Source organism: Streptomyces sp. NBC_00335, from assembly GCF_036127095.1.
Taxonomy (GTDB): domain Bacteria; phylum Actinomycetota; class Actinomycetes; order Streptomycetales; family Streptomycetaceae; genus Streptomyces.
On sequence record NZ_CP108006.1, the window covers coordinates 1,780,360 to 1,806,454 of the forward strand.

Genomic DNA, 26,095 nt, shown 5'->3' on the forward strand with positions numbered 1-26,095 from the left:
CATGCCATCACCCGCGCAGGAAGGCCTCCACCTCGGTGGCGAAGGCCACCGGGCTCTCGTGCGGCGGGTAGTGGCCCGCGCCGGGCAGGAGCCGGATGCGGCAGTTCGGGTACGAGACCTGCCAGGTGGCCCGCATGAAGTCGGCGGTGAGCGCGAGGTCGTACTCGCCGACGAGGACCAGCACCGGGACGGTGCTGCCCTTCACGGCGGCGGACAGGTCGAGCGGCTGCCAGCTCGCGAGGTACGCGGCGAAGGCCTCGGGCCGGGACACGGCGAGCGAGTGCGCGACCATCCGGTCCAGCCAGTACGGGCTCGCGCGGCGGCCGGTGACGATGTCGAGGATGGCGCGGCGGTTCTCCGCGCCGGCGGCGGCCCCGTAGAAGAGCCCGTGGGTGGCGTCGTCCATCTCGTAGGGGCCGGCCGGGACCGGGTTGATGCCGATCAGCTTCTCCACGCGCTCGGGGGCGCGCACCAGGACCTGCTGGATGGCCTTGCCGCCCATGGAGTGGCCGAGGAGGGAGAAGGTGTCCCAGCCGAGCTCGTCGGCGAGCGCGAGGACGTCGTCGGCGATCTCGGGGAGCGTGTAGCGGCCGGGGACGTCCCGGCGGTCGCCGTAGCCCCGGTAGTCGAGGAAGGCGTACGAGAACTCCCCCGGGTCCAGGTGGTCCAGTACGGAGCCCCAGTTGGCGGAGGTGCCGAACCAGTCGTGCAGCACGATGACGCGGACGGGGCCGGTACCGATCCTGCGGTGGGCGATGGCCATGCGTTCTCCCTCGGTGACGGGGGCGGAAAGAATTGCCGCCGTAGGTTCTGCCCACCGCGCCTACCATCACACCGTGCAGCCGATACTCCGCAGTCAGGCGACGGTGTACTCGGTGTCCCCGAAGTCGGCCACCACGCGCAGCCGCCCGCCGAGCGCCTCGACGTACGACCTGAGGGTCGCGACCTCCGTACGGTCGGTCTCGCCGTTCTCGATCGCGGAGACCCGCGGGGCTGAGACGCCCATGGTGTCGGCCACGTCCTTCTGGGTCAGCGCCTGCTCCTGGCGGATCTCCGCCAGCCGATAGGCCCGCACCTCCGCCATGAGCCGGTCCATGGCCGCCTGCTTCTCCGCCGGGGACCGCACCGGCAGCCCGGCGGCGGCCCGGCGCTCGCGCACCTGGCGCTTGGTCTCCTCCCAACCGACAGCGTTCATTCGTACTCCCTGGTGTCCAGTTCAGCGATGTGGGCCTGGTACCGCTTCTCCGCGAGGGGCACGTTGACGTCGTACCACCGCTGCCAGTTTCCGGCCTTGTCCCCGGCGACGAGCAGCACCGCGCGGCGCACCGGGTCGAACGCGAACAGGATCCGGATCTCGCTGCCGCCCGAGGAGCCCGGACGCAGTTCTTTCATGTGGTGCTGCTCCGCACCCTTGATGCGATCGACGAGAGGCCGCCCGAGCGTGGGCCCGAACATCGTGAGCGCGTCCACCGCGTCCTCCACCTGTTCGGCGCTGCCCCAGTCCGTCTCGGCCAGCGCCTCGAACCACTCCGCCACCTCGCCCACGAGGATCACTTCCCATTGAGCCACGCCCGCGAAGTTAACGCAAGCGTTAACCTCGCGGGTGGCCAGAGCGGCGGGGTTCACCCGTACGGGAACGGTCAGACGGTCTTGATCGCCGGGTCCGAGACTCCGGCCGCGCCCGTTTCCACGTGGCCGGCGAAGCGGCGCAGGAAGGTGGCGTCCGCGTCGGAGACGACGGTGACGTCGTACCAGCGGGCCGTGCCGGACAGGGCCACGGTGTGCGCGACGGTGCCGCCCGCCGCGACGCGCACGACCTGGGCGGTGCCGCCGTAGGCGTTGGTGACGGTCAGGTTGACGGCCGCCGTGCCCTCGTTGGTCAGGGACAGCACCAGGTTGCCGGTGGCCTTGTCGTGGCGGGCCGTCGCCTCGGGGCCGGCCTTCTTCGCCGGGCCCTTCCAGGTGCGCAGGAAGCCGTTCGGGCCCCAGACCGTGAGGTTGATCTGGTTGCCGGTGGAGCTGCTCGTGCTCCAGGTGTCCGACAGGGTCTTGCCCGCCTCGACCGTGTAGGGCCAGGGGCCGTCCGTACGGTTGCCCGAGGTGCTGTGGAAGTGGGCGCCGAGGGAGGGACCCGAGGAGAAGGTCAGGGTGAACTTGCCCGTGGAGACCGCGGCCTTGCCGTCCACGTACGGGGCGTAGCCCAGTGCGCGGGTCGGCTTGGAGCCGGCTTCCTGCTTGGGCAGGGTGCCCGTCGCGGGCGGGGCCGGGTTGTAGGACGCGTGGCGGTTCTTGTCCGGCGGCACGTACGCGGCCGTGGACGGCAGGGCGGCGGGCGCGGAGTCGGCCCGGGTGAAGTCGAAGGCCGAGGTCAGGTCTCCGCAGACCGCGCGGCGCCACGGGGAGATGTTGGGCTCCTGCACGCCGAAGCGCTTCTCCATGAAGCGGATCACCGAGGTGTGGTCGAAGGTCTCGGAGCAGACGTAGCCGCCCTTGCTCCACGGGGAGACCACGATCATCGGGACGCGCGGGCCGAGGCCGTACGGGCCGGCGGCGTAGCCGGAGACGCCCCCGGTGTACAGGTCGCCGGTGACGCTCGCCGTGGACAGGCCCCAGGCCGAGGACGCGGGCGGGTACGGCGGGACGACGTGGTCGAAGAAGCCGTCGTTCTCGTCGTAGGTGATGAACAGGGCCGTCTTCGCCCACACGTCGGGGTTCGCGGTCAGCGAGTCCAGGACCTGCGAGATGTACCAGGCGCCGAAGTTCGTGGGCCAGTTGGCGTGCTCGCTGAACGCCTCGGGGGCGGCGATCCAGGAGACCTTCGGGAGGGTGCCGCCCACGACGTCCGCGCGCAGCTTGTCGAAGTAGGTGCCGCCCGACTTGACGTCGGTGCCCGTACGGGCCTTCTCGTACAGGGCGCTGCCGGGCTGGGCGCCCCGGAAACTGTTGAAGTACAGCAGCGAGTTGTCGCCGTAGTTGCCGCGGAAGGCGTCGTTGATCCAGCCCCAGGATCCGGCGGCGTTCAGACCGTCGCCGATGTCCTGGTAGACCTTCCAGGAGACCCCGGCCGCCTCCAGGCGCTCGGGGTAGGTCTTCCAGCCGTAGCCGGCTTCCTGGTTGCCGAGGACCGGGCCGCCGCCCACGCCGTCGTTGCCCGTGTAACCCGTCCACATGTAGTAGCGGTTGGGGTCGGTGGCGCCGATGAAGGAGCAGTGGTAGGCGTCGCACACCGTGAAGGCGTCGGCGAGCGCGTAGTGGAACGGGATGTCGTTCCGGGTCATGTACGCCATGGTCGTCGCCGTCTTGGCCGGGACCCACTTGTCGTACTTGCCGTTGTTGTACGCCTGGTGGCCGCCGGCCCAGTCGTGGTTCAGGCCCGTCAGGAACTGCATGCCCAGGTCGTTGATCTGCGGGTTGAAGGGGAGGATGTCCTTCGTGCCGTTGGACTGGTGGAAGACGGACTTGCCGTTGTCCTGGATGACCGGCCTCGGGTCCCCGAACCCGCGGACCCCCTTCATCGCACCGAAGTAGTGGTCGAAGGAACGGTTCTCCTGCATGAGGACGACGATGTGCTCGATGTCCTGGATCGTGCCGGTACTGCCCTGGGCCGAGATGGCGGCGGCCCGCGCGATGCTCTCGTTCAGCATCGTGACGGCGGCGGCGCCACCAGCGATCTGCAGGAACCTGCGCCGATTCAATTCAGTCATGGAGAACGACCTCTGCGGGTGAGACGGGTGCGGGGGGATGTCGCTGGGCGCCCCAAGAACAGCGGCCCCGGGGTACCGGTCGGCATTGCTTTCATGACAGTGAGCCGTACACCTGGAGAACGGAATACCTCGTCAGACGGTTCATGCCCCACCTGCCACACCTCTTCGCGATCTCTTCGCGATCCCTTCGCAGCCGTGGTCACCGTGCGGCGGGCCGGCGGTCGCGGGTACTCATCCGGCCGACGGGCGGGATGAGCATCCGTACTCAGGACCGGGGCCGGACGGCGCGTCATCGTGAAGGCATGCCGAATCAGCCATCCGTACCGCACCCGCGGCTCCGCGCCGGGATCACCGCCGTCGCCGGCGTGCTGCCCGAGGACGTCCTCACCTCCGACCGGCTCCAGCGCGAGATCGCCGGCCGGGCCGGACTGGCGCTGCCGCCCCGGCTGCTGACCCAGGCCACCGGGATCCGTACCCGCCGGGTCGCGGCCGACGGGGTCTACGCCTCCACGCTCGCGGTGGGCGCCGCCCGCCTGGTGCTGGACAACGCCGGGCTCGGGCCCGCCGACATCGACCTGCTGCTCTTCGCCTCCGCCTCCCGCGACGTCGCCGAGCCCGCCACCGCGCACATCGTGCAGGCCGAACTCGGCACGAAGGCGCACGCCTTGGACGTCACCAACGCCTGCAACAGCTTCGTCAACGGCATCGACCTCGCCCGCGCCATGATCCTCGCCGGCCGGGCCCGGCGGGCCCTGGTGGTCACCGGGGAGACCCCGAGCCGGGCCGTGCGCACGGCGCCCGCCGACTTCGCGGAGTTCCGCGCGGGCTTCGCCGGCTACACCTTCGGCGACGCGGGGGCCGCCGTGATCGTGGAGCCGGTGGAGCGCGGCGGGATCCTCGACGTGGACACCGAGACCCACTCCGAGCACTGGGAGGTCGGGGGCATCCCGGGCGGCGGATCGCGCCACCCGCGCGGGGACGCGTACACCTACTTCCGCGGCGACGGGCACGAACTGCGCGGGGTCTTCGAGAAGGTGGGCACCGCCGTCATCGACCGGACCCTGCACCGCACGGGCATGGGCTGGGACGATTTCTCCAAGGTGCTGGTGCACCAGGTGACGGTGCCCTATCTGGAGCGGTTCGCCGAGCTGACCGGGGTGCCCGCCGGGAAGCTGGTGGTGACCGTGCCCGAGCTCGGCAACATCGCGAGCGCGACGATCGGGGTGCAACTGGACCGGATATTCGGTGAACTGAGCTCTGGTGAGCGGGTGTTGTTCGTCGGACTCGGCGGCGGGATCAGCATCATGACGATGGTCTGGGAGAAGTCGTGAGTGCGGCCGGGCGGCTGTGGGTGGTGGTGCCCGCGCACGAGGAGGAGGCCCGGCTCGCCGGGACCCTCGCCGCGCTCGCCCGCCAGCGGGACCGCGATTTCACCCTGTTGGTCGTCGACAACGCCTCGGCCGACCGGACGGGCGCCGTGGCGAGGGAGTTCGCGGCGGGCGCCCCCTTCACGGTGGAGGTCATCGAGGAGCCGGAGAAGGGCGTCGGCTCCGCCGTGGACACCGGCTTCCGGTACGCGATCGGGCGCGGCGCGACCCTGCTCGCCCGCACCGACGCCGACTGCCTGCCCCACCCGGGGTGGACGGGCGCGGCCCGGGCGGCGCTGGTCCGCAGCCCCGGGCTGGTGTGCGGGCGGATCGTGGCCCGCCGCGACGAGCACGGCCCGCTGGGCCGGGCCGGGTTCGGGGCGCTCGTACGGCTCGCCGGGCTCTTCGGCCGGCTGCGCCCCGAGCACGCGCGGCGCCGCGGCTACCGCGCCCCGTACCGGATGCACGCCGGGAACAACATGGCCATCACCGCCGAGCTGTACCTGGCCGTCGGCGGGATGCCGCGGCGCCCCTCCCCCACCGACCGGCTCTTCCTCAACGCGGTGCGCCGCCACACCGACCGGATCACGCGCTGCCGGGCGATGGTCGTGGAGAACTCCACCCGCCGGCTGCGTGCGTACGGGATCGCCGGCACGGCCCGCTGGTACCTCGGCCGCGGCAGCGGCCCGCACGGAACGGACGACCCCCGCTGATGCTGGACCGCCTCGACCACGCGCTGCGCGCCCGCCCCGAGCGGCCCGCCGTCCTGACCGCCACGCGTACGGGAGCCACCCGGACCGCCGCCACGCGCGGGGAACTCGCCGAGCTGGCGGACGCGTTCGCCGCCGGGCTGTACGCGCGCGGGCTGCGCGCCGGGGACACGGTCGGGGTGGCCGTACGCCCCGGGCCGCGCGCGCTCGCCGTCCTGCTCGCGCTGTGGCGGCTCGGTCTGCGCGGGGCCGTCCTGGACCCGGGCGCCGGACCCGACGTACTGCGCGCCCGGCTGGCTTCGGCGCGGCCCGCGCTGGTGCTGGCCGACGCCGCCGCGCAGGCGGTGGCCGGCTGGGCGCGGCCGCTGGCCCGGCGGGCGGCCGGGCTCGAACTGCCGGAGCTGGACGGTCTGGGCGCACCGGTGGCCACGGTCGGGCGGCGGCTGCCGGGGTGCGCGCCCGCGCTGGACCTGCGGGCGGCACGGGGCGGGGTTCCCCCGCGGTTCACGGGCGACGGGGACGCCGACGCCGTCATCGTGTTCACCTCCGGGACCACGGCGCGGCCCCGGGCGGTGGTACACACGCGGGCGAGTCTGGCCGCCGGGATGGAGACGGTGTCGGCGCTGTTCTCGCCCGGTCCCGGCGAGGCTCGGGCTTCCGCCGCGGCTGCCGAGCCCGTACTCGGCGGAACCTTCTTCGTGCTGGTCCCCGCCCTCGTGCGCGGCGCCCCCGTGGCCCTCCCGGCGCGTTCGCCCCGGGTGCTGGCACGCCAACTGGCCCGGCTGGCACCGCGGGACACCTACCTCACCCCGCCGCAGCTGCGGGACGCGCTGCGGGCGGGGGCCCGCTTCCGGGGCCGGGTGTGGACCGGATCGGCTCCGGCGAGCGCGGAACTGCTGGGACGCGTAAGGGAGTCGGGGGCGGATGAGGCCTGGGGGGTGTACGCGCTGACCGAGTTGTTCCCGGCCGCCGCGGTGGAGTCCCGGGAGAAGGCCGCCCACGAGGGTCCGGGAGACCTGGTGGGCGCCCCGCTGCCCGGGGTGCGCGCCGAGTCCGGCGCGGACGGGCAGCTGCTGCTGACCGGACCCGGGGCCCGGCACCGCTACCTCGGCGAGGACCCCGACCCGTGGGTGCGTACGGGCGACCGGGCGCGCCTGGACGGCGCGGGCCGGATCGTGCTGGGGGGCAGGACCAAGGACATGGTGCTGCGCCGGGCCGAGAACATCTACCCGGGCCTGTACGAACCGGCCCTGCACGTGCCCGGGGTGGAACTGGCGCTGCTCGTCGGGGTCCCGGCGGACACCGGCGACCGGGACGGCGACCGCTACGGCGACGAGCGGCTCGTGGCGGTCGTCCAGCCCTGCCACGGGGTCGCCGAGCCCGCGCTGCGGTCCGCGCTTGCGGGCCCGCTGCGCCGCATGGGCACGGCAGCGCCCGACGCCCTGCTGTTCGCGCGGATCCCGCTGTCGGGACGCTCCCGCAAACCGGACCGCGCGGCGACGGCAGCCCTGGCGGCCCACCGGCTGGGCTCCCCCAGCGGCTCCGGCTCCGGCTCCGGCTCCCGCTCCGGCACCGGCACCGGCTCCGGCTCCGGTTCCGCACGCAACGGCGCGCCCAGGCCGTGAACCCCCACCCCGGCCGAGGCCTCCCCCGCGCGGCGTCGCACCCCGCGAAGGCCGCACCCGCGTGGCGGGCCCGCGCCGCGGCCGCCCGGGGGCGGGTCATGGCCTCCCATCGCCGCTACACCCGGGCCAACGGCGACGCGCTCGCGGGCTCGCTCACGTACGCCCTGCTCGTCGGGACGGCCCCGGCGGTGCTGCTGCTCGGCTCGCTGGCCGGCCGGGCCGGGGCGGGCGGGGGCGCGGCCGGGCGGGCCGTGGACGGGCTGGCCGCGGCCCTGCTGCCCGCCGCCGCGGCTCCGCTGGCCGGGCGGCTGCCCACCGCGGCCCCGTACTGGCGGCCGCTGCTCGTCCTCGCCCTCGGCTGGTCGGTGGTGCGGCTGACCCGGGCGCTGCGTACGGGGATCCGGGCCATGTGCGGGCAGAACGCGGGCAGCGGGAACCCGGTGCGCGACGCGGCCCGGGACGTCGCGGGCGCGGCCGCGCTCTGCCTCGCGGGCACCGCCGTCGCCGCCGTGGTGACGGCGGGCGGGCCGGGCTGCGCGGTGCCCGCGCTGTGGGCGCTGTTCGCGGCCGTCCTGTGGCTCGCCCCGCACCGGGCCCCCGGCAGGCCCCGGCCGGCCGCCGTCGCGGGTCCGGCGCTGGCGGCCGCGCTGGCCTGCCGGCTGCTCGCCCTCGCCGCGGGCCCGTACCTCGCCGCGACCGCCGAACTGCACGACGTCCTCTACCGCGGGGCCGGGCCGCTGATCGGACTTCTCGTCTGGGGCAGCCTGTGCGCCCGGGTGCTGCTCCGCGCGGCGTCCTGGGCCGCCACCACCAACCAACCCGAAGGAGCCAGGAGTTGACGAACCCGATCCTGTGGGTGGTCGTGCCCGCGTACAACGAGGCGGCGGCCATCGGGGCCACCCTGGCCGCGCTCGGCGCCCAGTACGACACCGGATTCACGCTGGCGGTCGTGGACAACGCCTCCACCGACCGGACGGCCGAAGCGGTACGGGACTTCGCGCGCTCGGCGCCCTTTCCCGTCGAGCTGGTCGCGGAGGAGCGGCCCGGCGCCGGGACCGCCGCCGACACGGGCTTCCGGCACGCCATCGCCGCCGGCGCCACCCACCTGCTGCGCACCGACGCCGACTGCCTGCCCGCCCCGGACTGGACGGCCGTCGCGAAGGCGGAGTTCGGGCGGGGCGCCGAGATGCTGTGCGGCCGCAGCGTGCCGCGCCGCGACGAGCGGCCGACCCTTTTCGAAGCCCGGCTGCTGCCGGCGCTGATCCGGCTCACCTCGCTCTACGGGCGCTACCGGCGGGCCCACCGCGACCCGCGCTACCGCACCCCGTACGTCCTGTGCCACGGCCACAACCTGGGCATCACCGCGGGCCTCTACCTGCGCTGCGGCGGCGCCCTGCGGGTGCCGCTGCACGAGCGGTCCGAGGACGTGGCCCTGCTGAACCGGGCCCGCGAGCACAGCGAGCGGATCGTCCGCGCCGAGCACCTGGTGGTGCAGAACAGCTTGCGCAGGCTGCGCAGTTGGGGAGCCCGCCGCACCCTGCTCTGGTACTGGGGCCGGCGCTACCGGCCCGCCGACACCGCGGAGGCACACGTCCGATGACCACCACCGACCCAACGATCCGCGCCCAGGCCCGCACCCAGACCCGCACCGATGCCCACACGAAGGCCCGCCGCCGCGACCGGCGGGTCTACCTGCACGCCCACCCGCTCCTGTTCGCGCTGCTCGCCGCCACCCGCGGGCGGCCCGTGCGCCGGCTCGGCCGCGGCACGCTGCTGGTCCACGGCGCGGAGGCCTACCGGGAGGCGCTGACCCGGCTGCCGCTGGACCGCACCGCGCCCGGCACCACGGGTGGCGCGGCCCGGGCCGCCCGGGTGGAGGGCGTGCTCTTCGACCAGGAGGGCTCCGGCCACCGGACGGCCCGGCGGGAGCTCGCCGAGCCGCTCGGCGCGGCCGGGACCCGGGAACTGCGCTCGGTGTGGCATCCGTTGCTCCTGCGACGGCTCGCGCCGCTGGCGCTCGGGGGCACGGTGGACCTGGTGCCGCTGGCCCGGGAACTGGCCGGCTCGGTGGTGTACGCGCTGCTGCGCCCCGGCTCCGGGGCCGACGCCTCCCCCCTCGCCCTCGCGGAGGCCGCCGCCGAGGCAGCGGCCGCCTCCGTGCGCAGCCACCTCCCCGGCCCGCCCCGCCCCGGCGCCGAGTCCGCGGCGATCCGCGCCGCCGGGCGGCTGCGCGGGCTCCTGGGTCCCGGGGCGGACGACCGGGCGGCGATGCTGGCGGTCGCCGCCGTCAACACCACGGTCGCGGCGCTGCCCCGGGCCGTGGCCTGGTGCGCCGACGCGGGCCTGTGGGACCAGGCGGCGGACCCGGCCCTGTGCCCCGCCCTGGCCGACGAACTGCTGCGCGTGACGGCCGCCTCCCCCCTCCTCCCCCGGGTGGCCGCGGCCGGCGGCTCGGTCGGGGGCTGCCCGGTCCGGGCCGGGGACCGGCTGCTGCTGGTGGCCCGGCACGCGGCCGGAGCCCACCTGCGGGACCCCGACGGACGCGGCCCCGCCGAGCCGGGCATCGGCCGCCTGGTCTTCGGCGCCGGGCCGCACGCCTGCCCCGGAGCCCGCCTGGCGCGGGAGCAACTGGCCGGCGTACTGGCGGCGCTGGCTCCGTACCGGCCTGTCGTGACCCGGGCCCGGGTGGACCGCCGGGCGGCTCTGCCCGGGTGGCGTTCGCTGGTCGTACGGGCGGCGGCATGACGTCCCGTAGCCGGGTCCGGATCGCCGTCACGGGCGCGAGCGGCTTCTGCGGCGGGCACGTCGCCCGCGCCGCGGCGGCGGCCGGGGCGCGGGTGGTGTGCGTGGGCCGCAGGCCGGGCCCGCTCGGGGAGCACCGCTTCTGGGACGCGTCCCGCGGGGAGCCGGACCTCTCGGGCGTGGACCTCGTCGTGCACTGCGCGGCGGCGGTCGGCGATCCGGCGCCGGGCTCCCCCGCCGAGGCCGTCATGCACGCGGTCAACGTGACCGGCACCGAACGGCTGCTGCACGCGGCGGGCGGCCGCCCGGTGGTCTGGGTCAGCAGCGCCAGCGTCTACGACCCCCGCCTCGACCGCACGCTCGTCCGCGAGGACCATCCGCGCACGGGACACCTGAACGCCTACGGCCGTACGAAGGCGGCCGGCGAGGCCCTGGCGCTGGCCGCGGGCTCCGTGGTGCTGCGCCCGCGCGCGGTGTACGGCCCCGGCGACACCCAGCTCCTGCCCCGGCTGCTCTCCCGGGTCCGCGCCGGGACCCTGTTCCTGCCGGGCCCGGACGTCCCGCTCAGCCTGACGGCGGTGGAGAACCTGGCCGGCGCCTGCCTGGCGGCCCCCGCCTGGCCCCCGGGCGCGTACAACATCGCGGACGCCCTCCCGTACCGGCGCGACGAGGCCGTCACCGAGGTGCTGCGGGCCCACGGGGTCCGCGCCCGCGTACGCCACCTCCCGCCGGCCCTGGCGGCCCTCGCGGCCAGGGCCGCGGAAGCCCTGCCCACGGGCGAACCGCTGCTGAGCCGCTATGCGGTGGACCAGCTCGCGCACCCGGTGGTCCTGGACCTGACCCGGGCCCTGGCCCAGGGCTGGGCCCCGCTCCGGACCCTGTCGGACCACCTCGCCACCCTGCGCGGGTGAGCCGCGCGGGAGGAACGGCAGCGCGGGGGGCCGGATCCGGCCGCACCCGGCCAACCGGTACAGGTGCGAGCCCTGTTGTTAGGGTGGCGCACATCGACGAAGGGGGGGGCCATGGCAAGCGATGCGGATCTCAACGCGTCCGAGAGCGATCTGACGCGGCTCGCCGACGACATGGATTCCATGCAGCGGCACCTCGACGCCCAGGTCAGGCGCATGGACGCGATCGTCGACCGGATCGAGGCGGGCTGGAAGGGCGAGACCGGCAAGGCCTACCGCGCCCTGCACCGGGGCGCCGCCGAGGACGCCGTGCGCATCCGGGAGATCCTCGTCGTTCTCGAACAGGCCGTGCGCATGGGCCGCGACGGGTTCACCCAGCAGGAGCTGGACGTGCTCCAGGCGTTTCGCCGGGTGCGCAGCTCGGTCGACGTCGCGAGCGAAGTGGACCGGCTCTCCGAGGGCACGGCGCCGGCAGTGCCGCGCAGCGCCCTCTCGGACATCTGACGCACACGTATTTCCGAGGAGGGGGGGCTCCGCATGTCCGGTGGTGACCACATAGGGGTCAGCTTCGGCACGCTTCAGGGACTGGCGCGGGAGCTGGAGGACATCCTTCGCCAGCTCAACGGGCAACTGGAGACGCTGTACGCGCGCACCGAGAAGGTGGCGCTGAGCTGGGAGGGCGAGGCCCGTGACGCCTTCGTCGACGAACTCGACCGGTGGGACCGGCAGATGCAGGACCTGGAAGCCGCCCAGAAGTGGCTGCACGAGGTCGTGACGACGGGCCACTCGAACTACACCGCCGCCCACCGGGCCGTGCTGCGCGGCTGGGGCGCGGGCTGATGGCCGGGCCCACGGCACCTGCCCAGGGCAGCGGGTTCGATGTCACCCCCTCCCAGCTGAACGGTGTCGCCGGGAACGTGGCCCTGCAGCAGAACATGCTGCACACGGCGGCGAACGACTTCCTCTACGACCTCGTGGAGTACATGGACTGCGGGGGGTACGGGAGCGCCGCGCAGGGCGTGTCCACCGCGTACGTCACAGTGGGGAATCGTTTCCTCGAAGTGTGGGCCCGGAGCGTCGCCGGCGTGGGAGGCGTCGCGGTCGGGTTCGTCACGACGGCGAACAACTACTCCAGGGCGGAGGCCGCCAGTCATCCGTCCGGCACGGCTCCCCCCGTCCAGTTCCCCGTCCCCAAGGTCATCGACACGCCCCCGAAGTACCAGCAGATCACCGATCTGCGCTGGGGCGACATGGACGACTACAGCAGTGGCTTCATCTCCTGGCTGATGGAGGGCGTTCCCGACTGGGCGGCGGACATCCTGCGCGGGCTGCTGCACCACGTCGGCAGGTGGGGAAAGGCCGCCGACATCCTGCCCCTTCCGGACTATCTGGAGATCGACAAGATCGCCCTGGCCTGGCTGCGGCCCGGTTTCGCCGTCACGCAGGTGGACAGCGCCCTGACCGGGCTGGTCGGCTCCATCTCCGACCCCAACAACGGCGAGTGGCAGTCGGCGATGCGCCAGTTCGTCAGCTCCCTCTGGGGCACCACGGCATGGGGCACCTCGACGGCGGGCTACCAGTGGAAGCACGACGCCGCCGGCGGGCAGGGCAGCGGGAGCCATCCCGTGATGGGCGTGCTCTTCGACACCACCCAGGAAGTCAGCCAGGCGATGCGCGCCTTCGCCGAGTCGGCCGCGAAGATGCGCCAGGAGGTATGGCGCATCTACAAGAAGGCCATCCGGGACGCGCTGGCCGAGCTGACGGACCTGCCCGACTTCGACGACGCCAAAAGGATCGGCAAGAAGCTGCTGGGGTTGGGCAAGGAGGTGGCCATCGGCATCACGCTCAAGGTGGACACCGCCGCGATCAACCGGGCGGTCTCGACGTACGAGATCGAGCTGCGCGGGGTGGAGAGCCGCCTCAACGCGCTGATGCCGGCCCTCGACGAGGCGTACCGGAGCGCTCCGACCTTCCAGTCGGAAGAGGGCCGCTCCCAGGCCTTCGGCGCCCGCTCCCTGAACGACTTCAAACCCGAGCACCGCTTCACCATCCCGGGCCAGGACCCGGACAACATGTTCTATCCGATCGACCTGGCGAACCAGGAGGGCCTCTACGACAGTCATCCCGTCGACAAGCACGTGGGCCTGACCGACGACCAGCTCCGCCAGCGCCTGCGCGATCAGGCGGGCGCACCCGCCGCTTCGTCCTTCACCGATCTCGGCTCCGCGCAGAGGTACACCCAGGCGACCATAGAGGACATCGACAACGCCGATCGCATCTCGAAATGGATCGAAAGCGTCGAAAAGAAGATACAGAACAACCCGAATTACGACCCGAACAAATCCGAAATCCAGCCGCCGCTCTATCTGGAATTCCCCAACGAGTCCACGGGGCGCAGCGTATCGCGCGACGACTATGCTGTGGACGGGATGAACGCCCAGGCCACGGACAAGAGCTGGGTCCAGGTGCGACTCATCTACAAGGACGGCCTGGTGCCCCCGTTCATCGTGCTCACCGCCATGCCGCACAACGGAAAACCCTAGAAAGGTGGATTGCGTGCAGCCATCCCCTACGGCGCTGTTCACGGGCGGCCCGGCGCTGCGGCTGATCGATATCGCCCTCGCGGCCCAGGAGTCGGGCGGAAATCTGTCCCTGGACGACGAGATCCGGCGCTATGTCCGGGTCGTCGCGAAGGACTGGGCCTCCCACTGGAACTGCCCCCCTCCTGTCGCGGCCGGGGTTCTGGAGTTCACCGCGGACTGCGTCGCGCGCGCCGGCGCGCTCGATTCGTTTCCGCCGGACTTCAGGGAAAAGGTGGCACGGGCCTCCGCCGGAATGGACCCCGCCGAATACCTGCGCACGCTCGCGGAAATGGTGCGGATCATCGCCCGCGAACCGGCTCCCGAGTACGACGAGCTGCCGATGGCGGGGTGGGAATTCCTTCAGGTCTTCCCCCACCTCTTCGGATTCGACGCCGTCCTCATGGACGAGGGGGACCTGCCGTTCGCGGACAACGTCCGCAGGTTCGTGACGGCCGAGCATCCGTACTGCACGGACCGCGCCGTCACCCTCACCACGGAGGCGCAGCGCGCCCTCGCCCTCTTCCCCGGTGCGCAGTGCCTCAAGGGGAGCCTGTCCTGGGCCACCCGCGACGGGCTGCGCGCGCTCGTCGACACCGTCAACGACCACCTGCTGCGAGAGCACCCATGACCCCCGCCGAGAGCGCGGCCCCGGCCGCGAACCGCGCCGCCACGTATCCCGACCGCGAGACGGCCCAGTGGGCCACCCAGCAGGTCGTCACCCGCAACGAGCAGGTGATCCACCGCTGGCTGGCGCAGTCCACCCGGCAGCGGCTCACCATCGAGGCCGCGTGGCCCTCCCGCACCGAGCCCGTCGGCCGGGTGCTGCTCCAGGCGATGATGCTGGCCGGCCGGGACGCCCTGGACGTCCGGGCCGCCCGCGTCGTGCTCCGGCGCGATACCGCCGCCGCGCACGGGTTCAGCGTCCACCGCACCTTCCCGATCTACCTCTAGAGGCCGCACCGTGTCCCTCAAGCCCCTCGAACACGACCGGAAGTACGGCGAACTCGACCAGGTGATCCGCGCACACCTGGGCCGCACCGCGGGCGACGAAGAGGCCCTCACCGCCTACCTCCGGCACTCCTGGCGCACCCGCCCCTGGGCCATCGCCGTCGCCGAGCACCAGCTCCGCGAGTACGCGCAGAACCCGCCGGGGCGGCTGCGGCTGCGCCTCGGCGAGTTCTACCCCGTGCCCGACGTCGGGCTGCCAGACAACGAGATCCAGGACTGGCTGCTGCGGCTGGCGGACCGACTCAAGGAGAGCGTGGAGACGGGCGCGGCCCCGGCCCCCGCCACCCCGCGGACCCGCTGGGAGTGGCACGCCCGGTTCCCGGAACTCGGGCAGTTGCTCGGCGGCTGGTTCTCCCAGGACATGCCGGACGAGTTCGAGGACCACGGGGCGGCCCTGCGGGACTACCTCGACGGCACGGATCCGGGCCTGATCGCCCAGCTCGCCGGCGAACTGCACGACCTGCTGTCCCTGCCGCTGGACGAGTCGGACTACGCGGTCGCGCTGGCCGAGCTCGGCATGGAGGTCGATCCGCCCGCCTCCCAGGGTCCCGGCGCCTGGCTCGCCGAGCTGGCGGACCTGCTGCGCTGACAGCGCACGGACCCGCTCCCTGCCGGGGGCGGGTCCGTGGGCCGGCGGGCCCGGTCAGCCCTCGGCGGACGCCGGGCCCGGGGTGAGCCGCAGGGAGATGCTGTTGATGCAGTACCGCTGGTCCGTGGGGGTCGGGTAGCCCTCGCCCTCGAAGACGTGGCCCAGGTGGGAGCCGCACTTCGCGCACAGGACCTCGGTGCGGACCATGCCGTGGGCGACGTCCGCCTTCAGCTCGACCGCGTCGGAGTCCTTCGGGTCGTAGAAGGACGGCCAGCCGCAGTGCGATTCGAACTTCTCCGTGGAGCGGAACAGCTCGGAGCCGCAGCCGCGACAGCTGTAGACGCCCTCGGTCTTGGTGTCCGTGTACTCACCGCGGAAGGCGGGCTCGGTCCCGGCGAGGCGCAGCACCTGGTACTCGGACGGGGTCAGCTCCGCCTGCCACTGCTCGTCCGTCTTCTCTACCTCGTACGACATGACTGATCTCCCGTTTTCCCGCTCTTCCCAGAGCCGTCAGTTCGACAGACGGGCCAGGATGGCCGGCCCCAGGTCCGTGACATCGCCCGCACCCATGGTGAGAACGAGATCGCCGGGCTTGGCCATTCCCGCGATGACGTCGGCGACGGCTTCCTTGGAGTGCTCGGGAGTGACGTCGGCCCCGGCGGCGCGCGCGGCGTCGATGATGATCTCGCTGGTGATCCCGGGGATCGGGTCCTCGCGGGCCGGGTAGATGTCGAGGACGACCGAGGCGTCGGCGAGGGCGAGGGCCTGGCCCATCTCCTTGCCGAGTTCCTGGGTGCGGGAGAAGAGGTGGGGCTGGAAGACGACCAGGATGCGGGAGTCCCCGGCGGCGCCGCGGATGGCTTCCAGGTCCGCGGTCATCTCGGTCGGGTGGTGCGCGTAGGAGTCGATGACCTGGACCCCGGCGGCCTCGCCCTTGAGCTGGAGGCGGCGCTTGACCCCGGTGTACTTGCCGAGGGCGGAGGCCAGGTTGTGCGCCGGGATGCCGAGTGCGACGCCGGCGGCGAGGGCCGCGACGGCGTTGTGCGCGTAGTGGCGGCCGGGCACGGAGACGGTGAAGGTGAGCATCCGGCCGTCGATGACGACGGTGACCTCGCTGCTCAGCCCGCGCGGGGTGATCTTGGTGATCTGGACGTCGGCGGTGGGCTCCTCGCCGTACGTGACGATCATCAGGTCGGGGTTGCCGCTGACCCGCCCGGCGATCTCGGCCGCGCCGGCCTGGCCGTGGGCGATGACCAGGGTGCCACCGGCCGGGATCTTGCCGACGAAGGTCTCGAAGGACGCGTAGATCTCTTCCATCGACGCGTAGTTCGCGTGGTGGTCGAGTTCGGCGTTGAGGATGATCGCGACCTGCGGGGTGTACTTGTGGAAGCTGCGGTCGCTCTCGTCGGCCTCGGCCACGAAGATGTCGCCCTCGCCGTGGTGGGCGTTGGAGCCGGGGGCGTCCAGGTCGCCACCGATGGCGTACGAGGGGTCCAGGCCCAGCGCCGAGAGGGAGACGGCCAGCATCGAGGTGGTGGTCGTCTTGCCGTGGGTGCCGGCGACGGCGATCGGCCGCAGGCCGTCCATCAGCCCGGCCAGGGCGTCGGAGCGGTGCACGACGGGGATGCCGAGCTCGGCGGCGCGGGCCAGCTCCGGGTTGTCGGCGCGGATGGCGCTGGAGACGACCACGCAGGTGGCGTCGTCGGCGAGGTGACCGGCGGCGTGCCCGATGTGGACCGTGGCGCCGTGGGCGCGCAGCGCCTGGGCGGTCTCGGAGTCACGGGCGTCGCTGCCGGCCACCTTGGCGCCGCGCTGGGCCAGGATCTTCGCGATGCCGGACATGCCGGCGCCGCCGATGCCGATGAAGTGGGGCCGTTCCATGGCGGTCGGCAGGCCGGGCTTCATTCAGGTAGCTCCAGGATCGAGTGCGTACGTACGGCAGCCGGGTGCGCGGATACGGGATCGCGCGGTCCGGCCGCCCCCACCCTATTCCTTGTGGGCGAAGAGCTTGAGCACCGGAACGCCGACCTTGTGGCGCGCCCGCGAGGCCCAGTCCCGGTGGAAGAACTCCTCGACGTAGTGCGGGGCGGTCAGCACGATCACCTCGTCGGCGTTGGTCTCGTCCACCACCGCCTTCAGCTTGTCGAGCGGATGCTCGTCGACGATCTGCCCGACGGCCTTGGCTCCCTTGGCCCGCAGCGACGCGAGGGAATGCTCGATCGCCAGTTCGGCCGGGCCGCGGGCCGCGTCGCCCTCCGGTTCGTCGCCCTCGTGGATGGCCTCGGGAAGCTCACCGAGCGCTACGTCGTCGATGGCGCGCAGCAGCCGGTCCCGGTCGCCGCGGGGTTGCATGAGGACGATGAAGGAGACCTGCTCGTCTCCGTGGAGGGTGGTGACGAAGTCCACGTCGACGGGGGTCAGCGGCTGCTCGATCATCAATACGCTCGTGAACACGGACGCCCTCTCCTTCGTGGGCCGAGACCGGCCGGCCGGCCCCTGCGGAAACCATCCTGCCCCGCTGTCGCACGGGGCCTGTGCGGTTATACCTGCCCACTACTGTGCCCAGCGGAAGCTAAGCGGAACGACAAATTCCGCCTCTCTTCAGATCCGACGGTAACGCGTGAAGAGAAACCCGGCCTCTTCCAGCAGGCAGGCCGGTGCGAGCCGGTGCGGAACCGTGACGGACGGCCCCCCGGAGATCCGCTGGGCGTCACCCGCCGTGAGCATCGGCGAGATGGTCAGGCACAGCTCGTCCAGCGCGTCCGCGGCCACGAACTGGCCCAGCAGCCGGGGCCCGCCCTCGGTGAGCTGGCGGCGCAGCCCCCGGTCCGCGAGTTCCCGTACGGCCCGGGCCGGATCCACGCCCGCCCCGTCGCCGGCCACCACCACCTGCGCCCCGGCCTTGGCGGCCTCGGCGACCCGGTCGGCGGGGGCGGCGGCGCCCGTGAGCACCAGGGTGGGCTCCAGCGGGGAGGTGAAGAGCGGCAGCGAGAAGTCCAGGTCCAGGCTCGCGGAGACCACGGCGATGACTGCGGCGGGCCCCTGACCGGCCGCCGTGCGGCGGGCGGCGAAGGCCTCCCGGGCCCGCGCGGGGCGGTAGCCCTCCTGGCGAACCGTTTCCGCACCGACGACGATCACATCGGCCAGCGCCCGCAGGGTGCCGAAGATCCGCATGTCGGTCTCGTTGGAGATGGGCTGGGAACGACCGTCGTGCTGGGCCGCGCCGTCCAGGGTGGAGACCATGTTGGCCCGCAGCCAGTGGCCGTCCGGGCCGAGCCCGGGGTACTCGTACGCCTCGGCGAGTTCGTCCAGCGACCAGGCACGGTCGGTCTGGTCCGCTGATGTCTGATCGGTCACAGGGAACAGGCGTCGCATCGGTGCAGTGTGCCACGCCCCGTAGAGTTAAGAGCTGTGTCAACATCACTCTCGCCCTCAGCGTCAGCCTCCGGGCGGCCCCCGATAGCCGACGCGGGACCGCAGTCCCTGTGTGCCCGCGAGCCGCGGGTGCCCGCCGAACGGCTCGTGGCCGAGATGGTGCCGCCGCCGCGCTTCGACTCGGTGCGCTTCGACACCTACGACCCGGACCCGTCCCAGCCCAGCCAGTCCGAGGCCGTCACCGTCCTCGCGGACTTCGCCGCGGGCCTCGGCGGGGCGCACGCGAGCGGCGCCGGCAAGCGGCGCTGGTTCGCGAAGAAGCCGGTGGCCCCCACCGGCCCGCGCGGGGTCTACCTCGACGGCGGCTACGGCGTCGGCAAGACCCACCTGCTCGCCTCCCTCTGGCACGCCACCCCGGCCGAGCCGGCCCTCAAGGCCTTCGGCACCTTCGTGGAGCTGACCAACCTCGTCGGCGCGCTCGGCTTCCAGCAGACCGTGCAGACCCTCGGCGGGCACCGCCTGCTGTGCATCGACGAGTTCGAGCTCGACGACCCGGGTGACACCGTCCTCGTCTCCTCCCTGCTCAGCCGCCTGGTCGAGCAGGGCGTGGCGCTGGCCGCCACCTCCAACACCCTGCCCGGCAAGCTCGGCGAGGGCCGCTTCGCCGCCGCCGACTTCCTGCGGGAGATCCAGGGGCTCTCCGCGCACTTCCGCCCGCTGCGCATCGACGGCCAGGACTACCGCCACCGCGGCCTGCCCGAAGCCCCCGCGCCGTTCTCCGACGAGCAGGTGGCGAAGGCCGCGTACGCCACCGAGGGCGCGAGCCTCGACGATTTCCCCGGGCTGCTGGAACACCTGGCCAAGGTCCACCCCAGCCGGTACGGGGCCCTGACCGACGGCATAACGGCCGTCTGCCTCACCGACGTCGGCCCGGTCCCGGACCAGTCGACGGCGCTGCGGCTGGTGGTCCTCGCCGACCGGCTGTACGACCGGGAGGTCCCGGTCCTGGCGGCGGGCGTCCCCTTCGACAAGCTGTTCAGTGACGAGATGCTGAACGGCGGCTACCGCAAGAAGTACTTCCGGGCCATCTCGCGGCTCACCGCGCTGGCACGCGACGCGAAGCCCCTGGTGTCCCAGTAGGTTTGGAGCCGTCGGCCCGTTCCACGGGCCGGCCGTTTCCACTTCTGCGAAGGGATCCACCATGGCTGGCGCCACCCGCAATGCACACGCCGTCTGGGAAGGCGACCTGTTCGAGGGCAAGGGCGAGGTCACGCTCGACTCCTCCGGCCTCGGCAGCTACCCCGTCTCCTGGCCCGCACGGACCGACGCGGAGGCGAACGGGCGGACCAGCCCGGAGGAGCTCATCGCCGCCGCGCATTCGAGCTGCTTCAACATGGCCTTCTCGAACGGTCTCGCGAAGGCGGGCAACCCGCCGGCCAAGCTGACCACCTCTGCCGCCGTCACCTTCGTGCCGGGCAAGGGCATCACCGGCATCCACCTCACCGTCGAGGGCGAGGTGCCGGGCCTGGACAACGACGCGTTCGTCGCCGCGGCCGAGGACGCCAAGCAGAACTGCCCGGTCAGCCAGGCCCTGACGGGTACGACCATCACCCTCAGCGCGAAGCTGGCCTGACACCCGGCTGCCCCGGCGCGGTCGGAATCGGCCGCGCCGGGCACCGGCGGCAGGGTACGGCGCGGCGGAGCCGGTCACGCCGGGCACCCGTGGTACCACGGCTCGGTCCCATGTCATGCACCGCCGCCGGGAGTTGCCCATGCCGCCCAAGCCGCCGATGTCCCTCAGCCGGCGCAGCCTCCTCGCCGCCGGCTCCATCGCCTTCGCCGGATCGCTCGGAGCCCTCTTCGCCGGAGCCGGACCGGGGGCCGGAGCGGGAGCAGGTGCCGGAGCAGGAACGGGAGCAGGTGCCGGAGCGGGTAGCGCGGGCAAGGGTACGAGCGCGGGCGCGGGCAGGCGTACGGCCGCCCCCGCCGCCGCCCGCGGCTACGGCCCGCTCGTGACCGACCCCGCCGGGCTGCTCGACCTGCCGGCCGGGTTCACGTACCGCGTCCTCTCGCGCGCAGGCGACCCGCTGCCTTCGGGCGAGGGCACCGTCCCGGGCAACTTCGACGGCATGGCCGCCTTCGACGCCGGGCAGGGCCGCGTCCGGCTCGTGCGCAACCACGAGAACCGCACCACCGCCGCCCTGCGGGTCCCTCCCGTCGAGGGGCTCACCTACGACCCGTACGCCCTCGGCGGCTGCACCCTCCTCGACCTGGACGCGGCCGGCCGGGTCACCTCCGAGCGGGTCGCCCTCGCGGGCACCGCCGTCAACTGCGCGGGCGGCCGTACCCCCTGGAACACCTGGCTGTCCTGCGAGGAGACCGAGGACCGGGCGGGCACCGCCGGCTACACCCGCGACCACGGCTACGTCTTCGAGGTCGACCCCGCCGACCCCCGCCGCTCCGGCGCCGTCCCGCTCACCGCGATGGGCCGCTTCGCGCACGAGGCCGTCGCCGTGGACCCGTACCTCGGTGTGGTCTACGAGACCGAGGACGCCTTCACCGAACCCTTCGGGCTCTTCTACCGGTTCCTGCCCGCCCGCCCCCTCGGCGGCCTCGGCTCCCTGCGCGCGGGCGGCGAGCTGGAGGCCCTGCGGGTCCCCGGGCTGGCGAACCTGGCGGTGGTGGACGAGCCCGGGTCCGAGTTCCCGGTGGAGTGGGTCCCCGTCCCGGACCCGTCCGCGTCCGGGACCCCGATCCGGCTCCAGGACTTCGGCCCCGGCGGGATCACCCACGCCCAGAAGCTGGAGGGCTGCTACTGGGGCGACGGCGGCGTCCACTTCGTCTCCAGCTACTCCCGCACCCACGAGGGCTCCCCCGCCGACCACCACGGCCAGGTGTGGTTCTACGACCCGCGGCGCGCGCGGCTCCGGCTCGACGTGGTGTTCGGCCCGGCCGCCGACATCCAGCTGCCCGGCGACTCCCCGGACAACATCTGCCTGGCCCCCGACGGCGGCCTGATGGTGTGCGAGGACGGCGGCGGCGCGCAGTACGTCCTCGGCGTGACCCCCGGCGGCGAGGTCTACCCGATGGCCCGCAACGCCGCCGACGTCGGAAAACCGGGGGCGCCGGAGTGGGGCGAGTTCGCCGGGGTCACCTTCTCCCCGGACGCCCGGACCATGTACGTGAACGCGTACACGCCCGGGACCACCTTCGCGGTGACCGGTCCCTGGCAGTGATCCGTACTGCCTTCCGGCCCGCCCGCACCGCCTTCCGGCCCGCCCGGCCTGGTCTTTCGCCACGTCGCGGTCCACTGCGTTGTGGTGGAGGATCGTATGGAGTCGACGGAGCGAGGTAGGTAGCGGTGGCCAAGAAGGACAAGCACAAGTCGGCGGGGCCGGCCGAGCCGACGGAGACGGCGAAGTCCGGGAAGGGCACCAAGCCCGGCAAGGGCGAGAAGGCGAAGGCCGGGGCGTCGGCCAAGCCGGCCAAGGCCGAGAAGCCCGAGAAGGCGGAGAAGGCCGAGAAGGCGGAGGCCAAGGCAAGGGCCGAGGCCGCCGGCTCCGAGAAGCCCGCCAAGGTTCCGAAGGCCCGCAAGGCCCCCAAGGCCGCCCCCGAGAAGCCCGCCGAGCCGGCCGCGCCCGCCAAGGGCGAGAAGGCTGCCAAGGCGGAGAAGCAGACCGACCCCGCTGCCGCCACCAGCGGCGGCGGGAAGCCGAAGTCCAAACCCCTCTCCCTCCGCGAGCTGCTCCGCATCTCCGCCGAGAGCTCCAAGGGCTCCAAGGGCGGCGCCCGCAAGGCCGGAGGCCACGGGCACGGACCCGGGTACGAATACGGGTACGACGCCCCCCTGAGCCCCCTGCTCCGCGTCCCCTCCGGCGAGCGCGTCGACCTCGGGGCCTTCCATCCCGGAGCGACCCCGGCCGGTCCCACCGACAAGGCGGCCGGCGTGGCGGCCACCGCCCAGATGGGTGAACGGCTCGCCTCCCTCCAGGAGCGGCTCTACGCCGCCAGCACCGCCGGCGACCGCCGCCGCGTCCTGCTCGTGCTCCAGGGCATGGACACCAGCGGCAAGGGCGGCACCGTCAAGCACGTGATCGGCCTGTTCAACCCCTCCGGCTGCCGGATCAAGGCCTTCAAGGCACCCACGTCGGAGGAGCAGAACCACCCCTTCCTCTGGCGCATCATGAAGGCGCTCCCCCAGCCCGGCGAGATCGGCATCTTCGACCGTTCGCACTACGAGGACGTCCTCATCGCCCGCGTCCGCGACCTGGTGCCGCGCAGTCAGCTGGGCCGCCGCTACGCGCAGATCAACCGGTTCGAGAAGTCCCTCGCCGACGACGGCGTCAGCGTGGTGAAGGTCTTCCTCCACATCGGCTACGAGGAGCAGCGCAAGCGGCTCCTGGAGCGGCTCGACAACCCGGACAAGCACTGGAAGTTCAACACGGGCGACATCGAGGAACGCTCCATGTGGCCCGCGTACCAGCAGGCGTACGAACTGGCCCTGGAGCGCTGCTCCACGGACGCCGCGCCCTGGTACGTCGTCCCCTCGGACCGCAAGTGGTACCGCAACTGGGCGATCAGCAAACTGCTGCTGGAGCATCTGGAGGGCCTCGCGCCGCAGTACCCGAAGGGTGACTTCGACGTGGAGGAGTGCCGCACCCGTCTGCTTGCCACATAGTCATATATTTTGCGTATGTGACCATCTCAGTGCGCAGGACGGCTGCCGTCGCGGCCGTAGCAGCTCTCAGTGCCGCCCTCGCCGCGTGCGGGGGCGGCACCGGTACGTCGGACCCCGGCGGCCAGGCCCGGATGGGAGCCTCCACGGCCCCCTCCGCTCCGGCCTCCGCTCCGGCCGCCGCCTCCCCATCCGCCGCGGGGTCCTCCGCCCCGGCGGCCCCGCCGGCGAGCCCCGGAAGCAGTCCGTCGGCCGTCCCGCAGCCCGGTGCCCCGGGCAAGGCGCCGACCATGGCTCCCGGTCCGGGCGGTCTGACCCCCGTCTTCGACCGCGCGAAGCAGCAGACCGACAAGACGGTGGCGCTGACCTTCGACGCCGACATGACCTCCGATCAGGGGCCGCGCGCGGCGGACGGCGAGCGCTTCGACAACCCGCAGCTGATCTCCACGCTGCGCACCCTGAAGGTGCCCTCGACGGTGTTCATGACGGGCCGCTGGGCCGAGGAGTACCCGGACCAGGCGAAGTCCATCGGCACCGACCCGAACTTCGAGATCGCGAACCACTCGTACAGCCACCACGCCTTCAAGTCCCCCTGCTACGGACTCCCCACCCTCGACGAGGCCGCCGCCCGCGCCGATGTCGACCGGGCCTTCGAGGCCTTCCACAAGGCGGGCGCGGTCAACACCGTCCCGTACTTCCGCTTCCCGGGCGGCTGCTACGACGACCAGGCGCTGCGCGCCATCTCCACGGCCAAGGTCACGGCCGTCCAGTGGGACGTGGTCAGCGGGGACGCGTTCGCGAAGGATCCCGACGCGGTGGCCGAACAGGTCCTGGCCGGGGTGAAGCCCGGCTCGGTCGTGGTCATGCACTGCACGCGCAGCGCCGCCCCGGTCACCGAGGAGGCGATCCGGAAGATCGTCCCCGAGCTGCGCAAGCGCGGCTACCGGTTCGTCAAGGTCTCCGACCTGATCGGAAAGTAGCCCGGGCCCCGCGGTCTCAGCCGGAGCAGGCCGTGCGCTGCGCTTCCTGCCACTCGCACACCGGGCACAGCACCACGCCCGGTGTCGCGACCCCGTACTCGGTGGGCTTCCCGCACTGCACGCAGTCGGCGTAGGGCGGCCCGGCCACCCGCCCGGCGGGGGCCGCGGGGGCGGGGCAGTACGAGGAGTCGGGCGCGGTCTGCTCCGTCTGGTCCATGCGTACGAGCCTACCCACCCGCGCCGCGCCCGCGGCATGAGCGGTCGACGGGCAGCCGACGGGCGGTCAATGGCCGGCGGCCGGCTCCGTGGCCTCGCCCGGGCGGACGATGACGAAGCCCTCGCCGCTGAGCTTCAGCTGGACCGCCTCGCCGGAACCGCCCCGGATCATCGAGCCGACGGACTGGGAGCGGTGCAGCGCCGCCTCCAGCCCGGCGCTCCAGCCGACCACCGCGTCGGTGTCCACGTGGACCGGGGCCTGCGGGGTGACCGGGATGACGATGGGGTTCCCGTCACAGACGACGGCGAGCTTTCCGGTGCCGGTGAAGAGGCTGTTGAAGAGGCCTCCCCCGGCCATGCCTGCGCCCTTGAGCATCTTGATCTCGTAGCCGAGGGACGGGTCGAAGCACAGGACGTTGCGGCCGTTGACGGTGAGCGCGTCGCCGGGCTCGAACTCGATGACGAAGCAGTGGCCCGCCCGGCGCGCGAACCAGACCTCGCCCTGCCCGCGCACGGACATCAGCGGGAGCCCCTCGCCCGTGACGGCGCGCCTGAGCATGCGGCCGACGCCCTCCCCCTTGCGCTCGAACCGCAGGTCGCCCCGGAAGGCGACCATGGAGCCCTGCCGGGCGAGCACCTCACCGTCGACGGCGTACTTCACGGACTTGGCGTTCTGCAGGGTCATCCCGGGTACGGCGGACGTCTCGGCCAGGTTCCCGGACGCGAAAAGGTCGCTCTTCATGCCGTCGATCCTCGCCCGCACCGGGCCCCTCGGGCATCAGCCCGGAGGTGGAGGCTGGCATCCTTGGCCGGATGAGCACCGAGGACACGCGCCACAGCACCCTTGTACCCGCAGTACCCGCAGTCGGGTCCGACAGCCCCTTCCGGCAGGAGCGGATCGCCCGCGACGACGCACCGCAGTACGTCCTCCCGCTGGTGGTGCGGATCGAGAAGACGGAGCCGCCGGCCCGGACCGACGCGCTGGAGACGGCCGCCCGCGCGGTGCTCGTCCTGCTCACCGACGAGCGGTCGGCCGGCGAGGGCGAGTGGGCGGCCCTGGTCCGGGACTGGCAGGACGCGCGGATCCGCAAGGTGGTGCGCCGGGCGCGCGGGGCGGAGTGGCGCAAGGCCGCGACCCTGCCGGGCCTCACGGTGCACGGCGCGGACTCGGAGGTACGGGTCTTCCCGCCGGTGCCGCTCGACGGCTGGCCCAAGGAGCTGGCCAAGCTCCAGGTGTCGGGCACCGACCTGGACGACCCGGAACCGGTAGCCCCGGCGGAGGCCGGCCTGCCGGTCCTCTGGCTCAACCCGGACCTGGACATGTCGGCCGGCAAGGCCATGGCCCAGGCCGGACACGCGGCGCAGCTGGCGTGGTGGGAGCTGACCGGCCCGGAGCGGGCCGCGTGGCGGGAGTCCGGCTTCCGGCTGGCCGTACGGACGGCCGCGCCCGAGCGGTGGGCGGAACTGTCGGGGAGCGGTCTGCCGGTGGTGCGGGACGCGGGGTTCACGGAGATCGCGCCCGGCTCGTGCACGGTGGTCGCGGACCATCCGGCGCTGCGGGCGCGGCTTTGAACCGGAGAGCGTCCTCGATGTCACCGGGGTCACCTCTCCGAC

At 73.2% G+C, this 26,095-nt stretch carries 29 protein-coding genes; 19 read left to right on the forward strand and 10 right to left on the reverse strand.

Annotated features, from left to right (window positions below; all coding sequences use genetic code 11):
- Positions 1-7: 7 nt before the first annotated feature.
- The 4 genes from OHA37_RS07970 to OHA37_RS07985 form a co-directional block, all read right to left on the reverse strand.
- Positions 8-763, reverse strand: coding sequence for an alpha/beta fold hydrolase (locus tag OHA37_RS07970; RefSeq protein WP_266903637.1), 756 nt, complete (start codon positions 761-763; stop codon positions 8-10).
- Between the two features lie 93 nt (positions 764-856).
- Positions 857-1,195 carry an XRE family transcriptional regulator gene (locus tag OHA37_RS07975; RefSeq protein WP_254384594.1) on the reverse strand — a complete coding sequence of 113 codons (339 nt, stop codon included), beginning with the start codon at positions 1,193-1,195 and terminating at the stop codon, positions 857-859.
- Positions 1,192-1,569, reverse strand: a complete 378-nt coding sequence (locus tag OHA37_RS07980; protein ID WP_266903638.1) for a type II toxin-antitoxin system RelE/ParE family toxin — start codon at positions 1,567-1,569, stop codon at positions 1,192-1,194. Before OHA37_RS07980 ends, OHA37_RS07975 begins: the two co-directional genes overlap by 4 nt.
- Positions 1,570-1,640: 71 nt before the next feature.
- Positions 1,641-3,704: a phosphocholine-specific phospholipase C gene (locus tag OHA37_RS07985; protein ID WP_266903639.1), complete on the reverse strand. Its 2,064-nt coding sequence runs from the start codon at positions 3,702-3,704 to the stop codon at positions 1,641-1,643.
- Between the two features lie 302 nt (positions 3,705-4,006).
- Here OHA37_RS07985 and OHA37_RS07990 point away from each other — a divergent pair, with 302 nt between their 5' ends.
- The 13 genes from OHA37_RS07990 (at position 4,007) to OHA37_RS08050 (ending at position 15,235) form a co-directional block, all read left to right on the forward strand.
- Positions 4,007-5,035, forward strand: a complete 1,029-nt coding sequence (locus OHA37_RS07990) for a 3-oxoacyl-ACP synthase III family protein (protein WP_266903640.1) — start codon at positions 4,007-4,009, stop codon at positions 5,033-5,035.
- Entirely contained in the window at positions 5,032-5,784 is a 753-nt protein-coding gene (locus OHA37_RS07995) for a glycosyltransferase family 2 protein (RefSeq protein ID WP_266903641.1), read from the forward strand. The genes OHA37_RS07990 and OHA37_RS07995 overlap by 4 nt, the downstream gene beginning before the upstream one ends.
- A complete protein-coding gene (locus tag OHA37_RS08000; protein ID WP_266903642.1) occupies positions 5,784-7,406 on the forward strand; it encodes an AMP-binding protein in 1,623 nt (540 codons plus the stop codon). The genes OHA37_RS07995 and OHA37_RS08000 overlap by 1 nt, the downstream gene beginning before the upstream one ends.
- A 98-nt stretch (positions 7,407-7,504) precedes the next feature.
- Positions 7,505-8,245: a YhjD/YihY/BrkB family envelope integrity protein gene (locus tag OHA37_RS08005; protein ID WP_266903643.1), complete on the forward strand. Its 741-nt coding sequence runs from the start codon at positions 7,505-7,507 to the stop codon at positions 8,243-8,245.
- Positions 8,242-9,006 carry a glycosyltransferase family 2 protein gene (locus OHA37_RS08010; protein WP_266903644.1) on the forward strand — a complete coding sequence of 255 codons (765 nt, stop codon included), beginning with the start codon at positions 8,242-8,244 and terminating at the stop codon, positions 9,004-9,006. Before OHA37_RS08005 ends, OHA37_RS08010 begins: the two co-directional genes overlap by 4 nt.
- Positions 9,003-10,151, forward strand: coding sequence for a cytochrome P450 (locus tag OHA37_RS08015; RefSeq protein ID WP_266903645.1), 1,149 nt, complete (start codon positions 9,003-9,005; stop codon positions 10,149-10,151). The genes OHA37_RS08010 and OHA37_RS08015 overlap by 4 nt, the downstream gene beginning before the upstream one ends.
- Positions 10,148-11,059, forward strand: a complete 912-nt coding sequence (locus OHA37_RS08020) for an NAD-dependent epimerase/dehydratase family protein (RefSeq protein ID WP_266903646.1) — start codon at positions 10,148-10,150, stop codon at positions 11,057-11,059. The genes OHA37_RS08015 and OHA37_RS08020 overlap by 4 nt, the downstream gene beginning before the upstream one ends.
- A gap of 111 nt (positions 11,060-11,170) precedes the next feature.
- On the forward strand, positions 11,171-11,560 hold the full coding sequence (locus OHA37_RS08025) for a WXG100 family type VII secretion target (protein WP_266903647.1): 390 nt from the start codon (positions 11,171-11,173) through the stop codon (positions 11,558-11,560).
- 33 nt (positions 11,561-11,593) lie between these two features.
- Positions 11,594-11,896, forward strand: a complete 303-nt coding sequence (locus OHA37_RS08030) for a WXG100 family type VII secretion target (RefSeq protein ID WP_266903648.1) — start codon at positions 11,594-11,596, stop codon at positions 11,894-11,896.
- Positions 11,896-13,599 (forward strand): RNase A-like domain-containing protein, encoded by a 1,704-nt coding sequence (locus OHA37_RS08035; RefSeq protein ID WP_266903649.1) that lies wholly within the window; start codon positions 11,896-11,898, stop codon positions 13,597-13,599. The genes OHA37_RS08030 and OHA37_RS08035 overlap by 1 nt, the downstream gene beginning before the upstream one ends.
- 13 nt (positions 13,600-13,612) lie before the next feature.
- Positions 13,613-14,266, forward strand: a complete 654-nt coding sequence (locus OHA37_RS08040) for a hypothetical protein (RefSeq protein WP_266903650.1) — start codon at positions 13,613-13,615, stop codon at positions 14,264-14,266.
- Positions 14,263-14,589, forward strand: coding sequence for an RNase A-like domain-containing protein (locus OHA37_RS08045; protein ID WP_266903651.1), 327 nt, complete (start codon positions 14,263-14,265; stop codon positions 14,587-14,589). Before OHA37_RS08040 ends, OHA37_RS08045 begins: the two co-directional genes overlap by 4 nt.
- Positions 14,590-14,599: 10 nt before the next feature.
- Complete coding sequence (locus OHA37_RS08050) at positions 14,600-15,235, forward strand: contact-dependent growth inhibition system immunity protein (RefSeq protein WP_266903652.1); 636 nt, start codon at positions 14,600-14,602, stop codon at positions 15,233-15,235.
- Positions 15,236-15,289: 54 nt separating this feature from the next.
- On the opposite strand, the gene msrB is transcribed toward OHA37_RS08050, so the two are convergent.
- The 4 genes from msrB to OHA37_RS08070 form a co-directional block, all read right to left on the reverse strand.
- Complete coding sequence (msrB, locus tag OHA37_RS08055; protein WP_266903653.1) at positions 15,290-15,709, reverse strand: peptide-methionine (R)-S-oxide reductase MsrB; 420 nt, start codon at positions 15,707-15,709, stop codon at positions 15,290-15,292.
- Between the two features lie 36 nt (positions 15,710-15,745).
- Positions 15,746-17,140, reverse strand: coding sequence for a UDP-N-acetylmuramate--L-alanine ligase (gene murC, locus OHA37_RS08060; protein WP_266903654.1), 1,395 nt, complete (start codon positions 17,138-17,140; stop codon positions 15,746-15,748).
- A gap of 81 nt (positions 17,141-17,221) precedes the next feature.
- Entirely contained in the window at positions 17,222-17,689 is a 468-nt protein-coding gene (locus OHA37_RS08065; RefSeq protein ID WP_266903655.1) for an indole-3-glycerol phosphate synthase, read from the reverse strand.
- Between the two features lie 147 nt (positions 17,690-17,836).
- The gene (locus OHA37_RS08070; protein ID WP_266903656.1) at positions 17,837-18,610 is read right to left on the reverse strand and encodes a pyrimidine reductase family protein; all 774 of its coding nucleotides are present in this window, start codon (positions 18,608-18,610) and stop codon (positions 17,837-17,839) included.
- Between the two features lie 36 nt (positions 18,611-18,646).
- Between OHA37_RS08070 and zapE the strand changes: the two genes are divergently transcribed.
- The 5 genes from zapE to OHA37_RS08095 all read left to right on the forward strand — a co-directional run bounded on the left by zapE (position 18,647) and on the right by OHA37_RS08095 (position 24,265).
- The gene (gene zapE, locus OHA37_RS08075) at positions 18,647-19,750 is read left to right on the forward strand and encodes a cell division protein ZapE (RefSeq protein ID WP_266903657.1); all 1,104 of its coding nucleotides are present in this window, start codon (positions 18,647-18,649) and stop codon (positions 19,748-19,750) included.
- A 61-nt stretch (positions 19,751-19,811) separates the two neighbouring features.
- Positions 19,812-20,243, forward strand: a complete 432-nt coding sequence (locus OHA37_RS08080) for an OsmC family protein (protein WP_266903658.1) — start codon at positions 19,812-19,814, stop codon at positions 20,241-20,243.
- A 157-nt stretch (positions 20,244-20,400) separates the two neighbouring features.
- Entirely contained in the window at positions 20,401-21,846 is a 1,446-nt protein-coding gene (locus tag OHA37_RS08085; protein WP_443046293.1) for an alkaline phosphatase PhoX, read from the forward strand.
- A 611-nt stretch (positions 21,847-22,457) separates the two neighbouring features.
- Positions 22,458-23,288 carry a PPK2 family polyphosphate kinase gene (locus tag OHA37_RS08090; protein ID WP_266912589.1) on the forward strand — a complete coding sequence of 277 codons (831 nt, stop codon included), beginning with the start codon at positions 22,458-22,460 and terminating at the stop codon, positions 23,286-23,288.
- Between the two features lie 17 nt (positions 23,289-23,305).
- Positions 23,306-24,265: a polysaccharide deacetylase family protein gene (locus tag OHA37_RS08095; RefSeq protein ID WP_443046124.1), complete on the forward strand. Its 960-nt coding sequence runs from the start codon at positions 23,306-23,308 to the stop codon at positions 24,263-24,265.
- 16 nt (positions 24,266-24,281) lie between these two features.
- On the opposite strand, the gene OHA37_RS08100 is transcribed toward OHA37_RS08095, so the two are convergent.
- On the reverse strand, positions 24,282-24,482 hold the full coding sequence (locus OHA37_RS08100; protein WP_266903660.1) for a hypothetical protein: 201 nt from the start codon (positions 24,480-24,482) through the stop codon (positions 24,282-24,284).
- A gap of 66 nt (positions 24,483-24,548) precedes the next feature.
- A complete protein-coding gene (locus OHA37_RS08105; RefSeq protein ID WP_266903661.1) occupies positions 24,549-25,223 on the reverse strand; it encodes an AIM24 family protein in 675 nt (224 codons plus the stop codon).
- A 71-nt stretch (positions 25,224-25,294) separates the two neighbouring features.
- On the opposite strand from OHA37_RS08105, the gene OHA37_RS08110 reads away from it, so the two are divergent.
- Entirely contained in the window at positions 25,295-26,053 is a 759-nt protein-coding gene (locus OHA37_RS08110; RefSeq protein ID WP_266903662.1) for an aminoacyl-tRNA hydrolase, read from the forward strand.
- Positions 26,054-26,095 lie beyond the last annotated feature (42 nt).

Bases quoted from the DNA above. Each gene is read 5' to 3' on its own strand.
- OHA37_RS08070 (WP_266903656.1), bottom strand. From the start codon at position 18,610: ATGCGACGCCTGTTCCCTGTGACCGATCAGACATCAGCGGACCAGACC.
- OHA37_RS08000 (WP_266903642.1), top strand. From the start codon at position 5,784: ATGCTGGACCGCCTCGACCACGCGCTGCGCGCCCGCCCCGAGCGGCCC.
- OHA37_RS08025 (WP_266903647.1), top strand. From the start codon at position 11,171: ATGGCAAGCGATGCGGATCTCAACGCGTCCGAGAGCGATCTGACGCGG.
- OHA37_RS08100 (WP_266903660.1), bottom strand. From the start codon at position 24,482: ATGGACCAGACGGAGCAGACCGCGCCCGACTCCTCGTACTGCCCCGCC.
- OHA37_RS08110 (WP_266903662.1), top strand. From the start codon at position 25,295: ATGAGCACCGAGGACACGCGCCACAGCACCCTTGTACCCGCAGTACCC.
- msrB (WP_266903653.1), bottom strand. From the start codon at position 15,709: ATGTCGTACGAGGTAGAGAAGACGGACGAGCAGTGGCAGGCGGAGCTG.
- OHA37_RS08020 (WP_266903646.1), top strand. From the start codon at position 10,148: ATGACGTCCCGTAGCCGGGTCCGGATCGCCGTCACGGGCGCGAGCGGC.
- OHA37_RS08030 (WP_266903648.1), top strand. From the start codon at position 11,594: ATGTCCGGTGGTGACCACATAGGGGTCAGCTTCGGCACGCTTCAGGGA.
- OHA37_RS07985 (WP_266903639.1), bottom strand. From the start codon at position 3,704: ATGACTGAATTGAATCGGCGCAGGTTCCTGCAGATCGCTGGTGGCGCC.
- OHA37_RS08045 (WP_266903651.1), top strand. From the start codon at position 14,263: ATGACCCCCGCCGAGAGCGCGGCCCCGGCCGCGAACCGCGCCGCCACG.
- OHA37_RS08085 (WP_443046293.1), top strand. From the start codon at position 20,401: ATGTCCCTCAGCCGGCGCAGCCTCCTCGCCGCCGGCTCCATCGCCTTC.
- murC (WP_266903654.1), bottom strand. From the start codon at position 17,140: ATGAAGCCCGGCCTGCCGACCGCCATGGAACGGCCCCACTTCATCGGC.
- OHA37_RS08005 (WP_266903643.1), top strand. From the start codon at position 7,505: ATGGCCTCCCATCGCCGCTACACCCGGGCCAACGGCGACGCGCTCGCG.
- OHA37_RS08105 (WP_266903661.1), bottom strand. From the start codon at position 25,223: ATGAAGAGCGACCTTTTCGCGTCCGGGAACCTGGCCGAGACGTCCGCC.
- OHA37_RS08015 (WP_266903645.1), top strand. From the start codon at position 9,003: ATGACCACCACCGACCCAACGATCCGCGCCCAGGCCCGCACCCAGACC.
- OHA37_RS07975 (WP_254384594.1), bottom strand. From the start codon at position 1,195: ATGAACGCTGTCGGTTGGGAGGAGACCAAGCGCCAGGTGCGCGAGCGC.
- OHA37_RS07970 (WP_266903637.1), bottom strand. From the start codon at position 763: ATGGCCATCGCCCACCGCAGGATCGGTACCGGCCCCGTCCGCGTCATC.
- OHA37_RS07990 (WP_266903640.1), top strand. From the start codon at position 4,007: ATGCCGAATCAGCCATCCGTACCGCACCCGCGGCTCCGCGCCGGGATC.
- OHA37_RS08035 (WP_266903649.1), top strand. From the start codon at position 11,896: ATGGCCGGGCCCACGGCACCTGCCCAGGGCAGCGGGTTCGATGTCACC.
- OHA37_RS08080 (WP_266903658.1), top strand. From the start codon at position 19,812: ATGGCTGGCGCCACCCGCAATGCACACGCCGTCTGGGAAGGCGACCTG.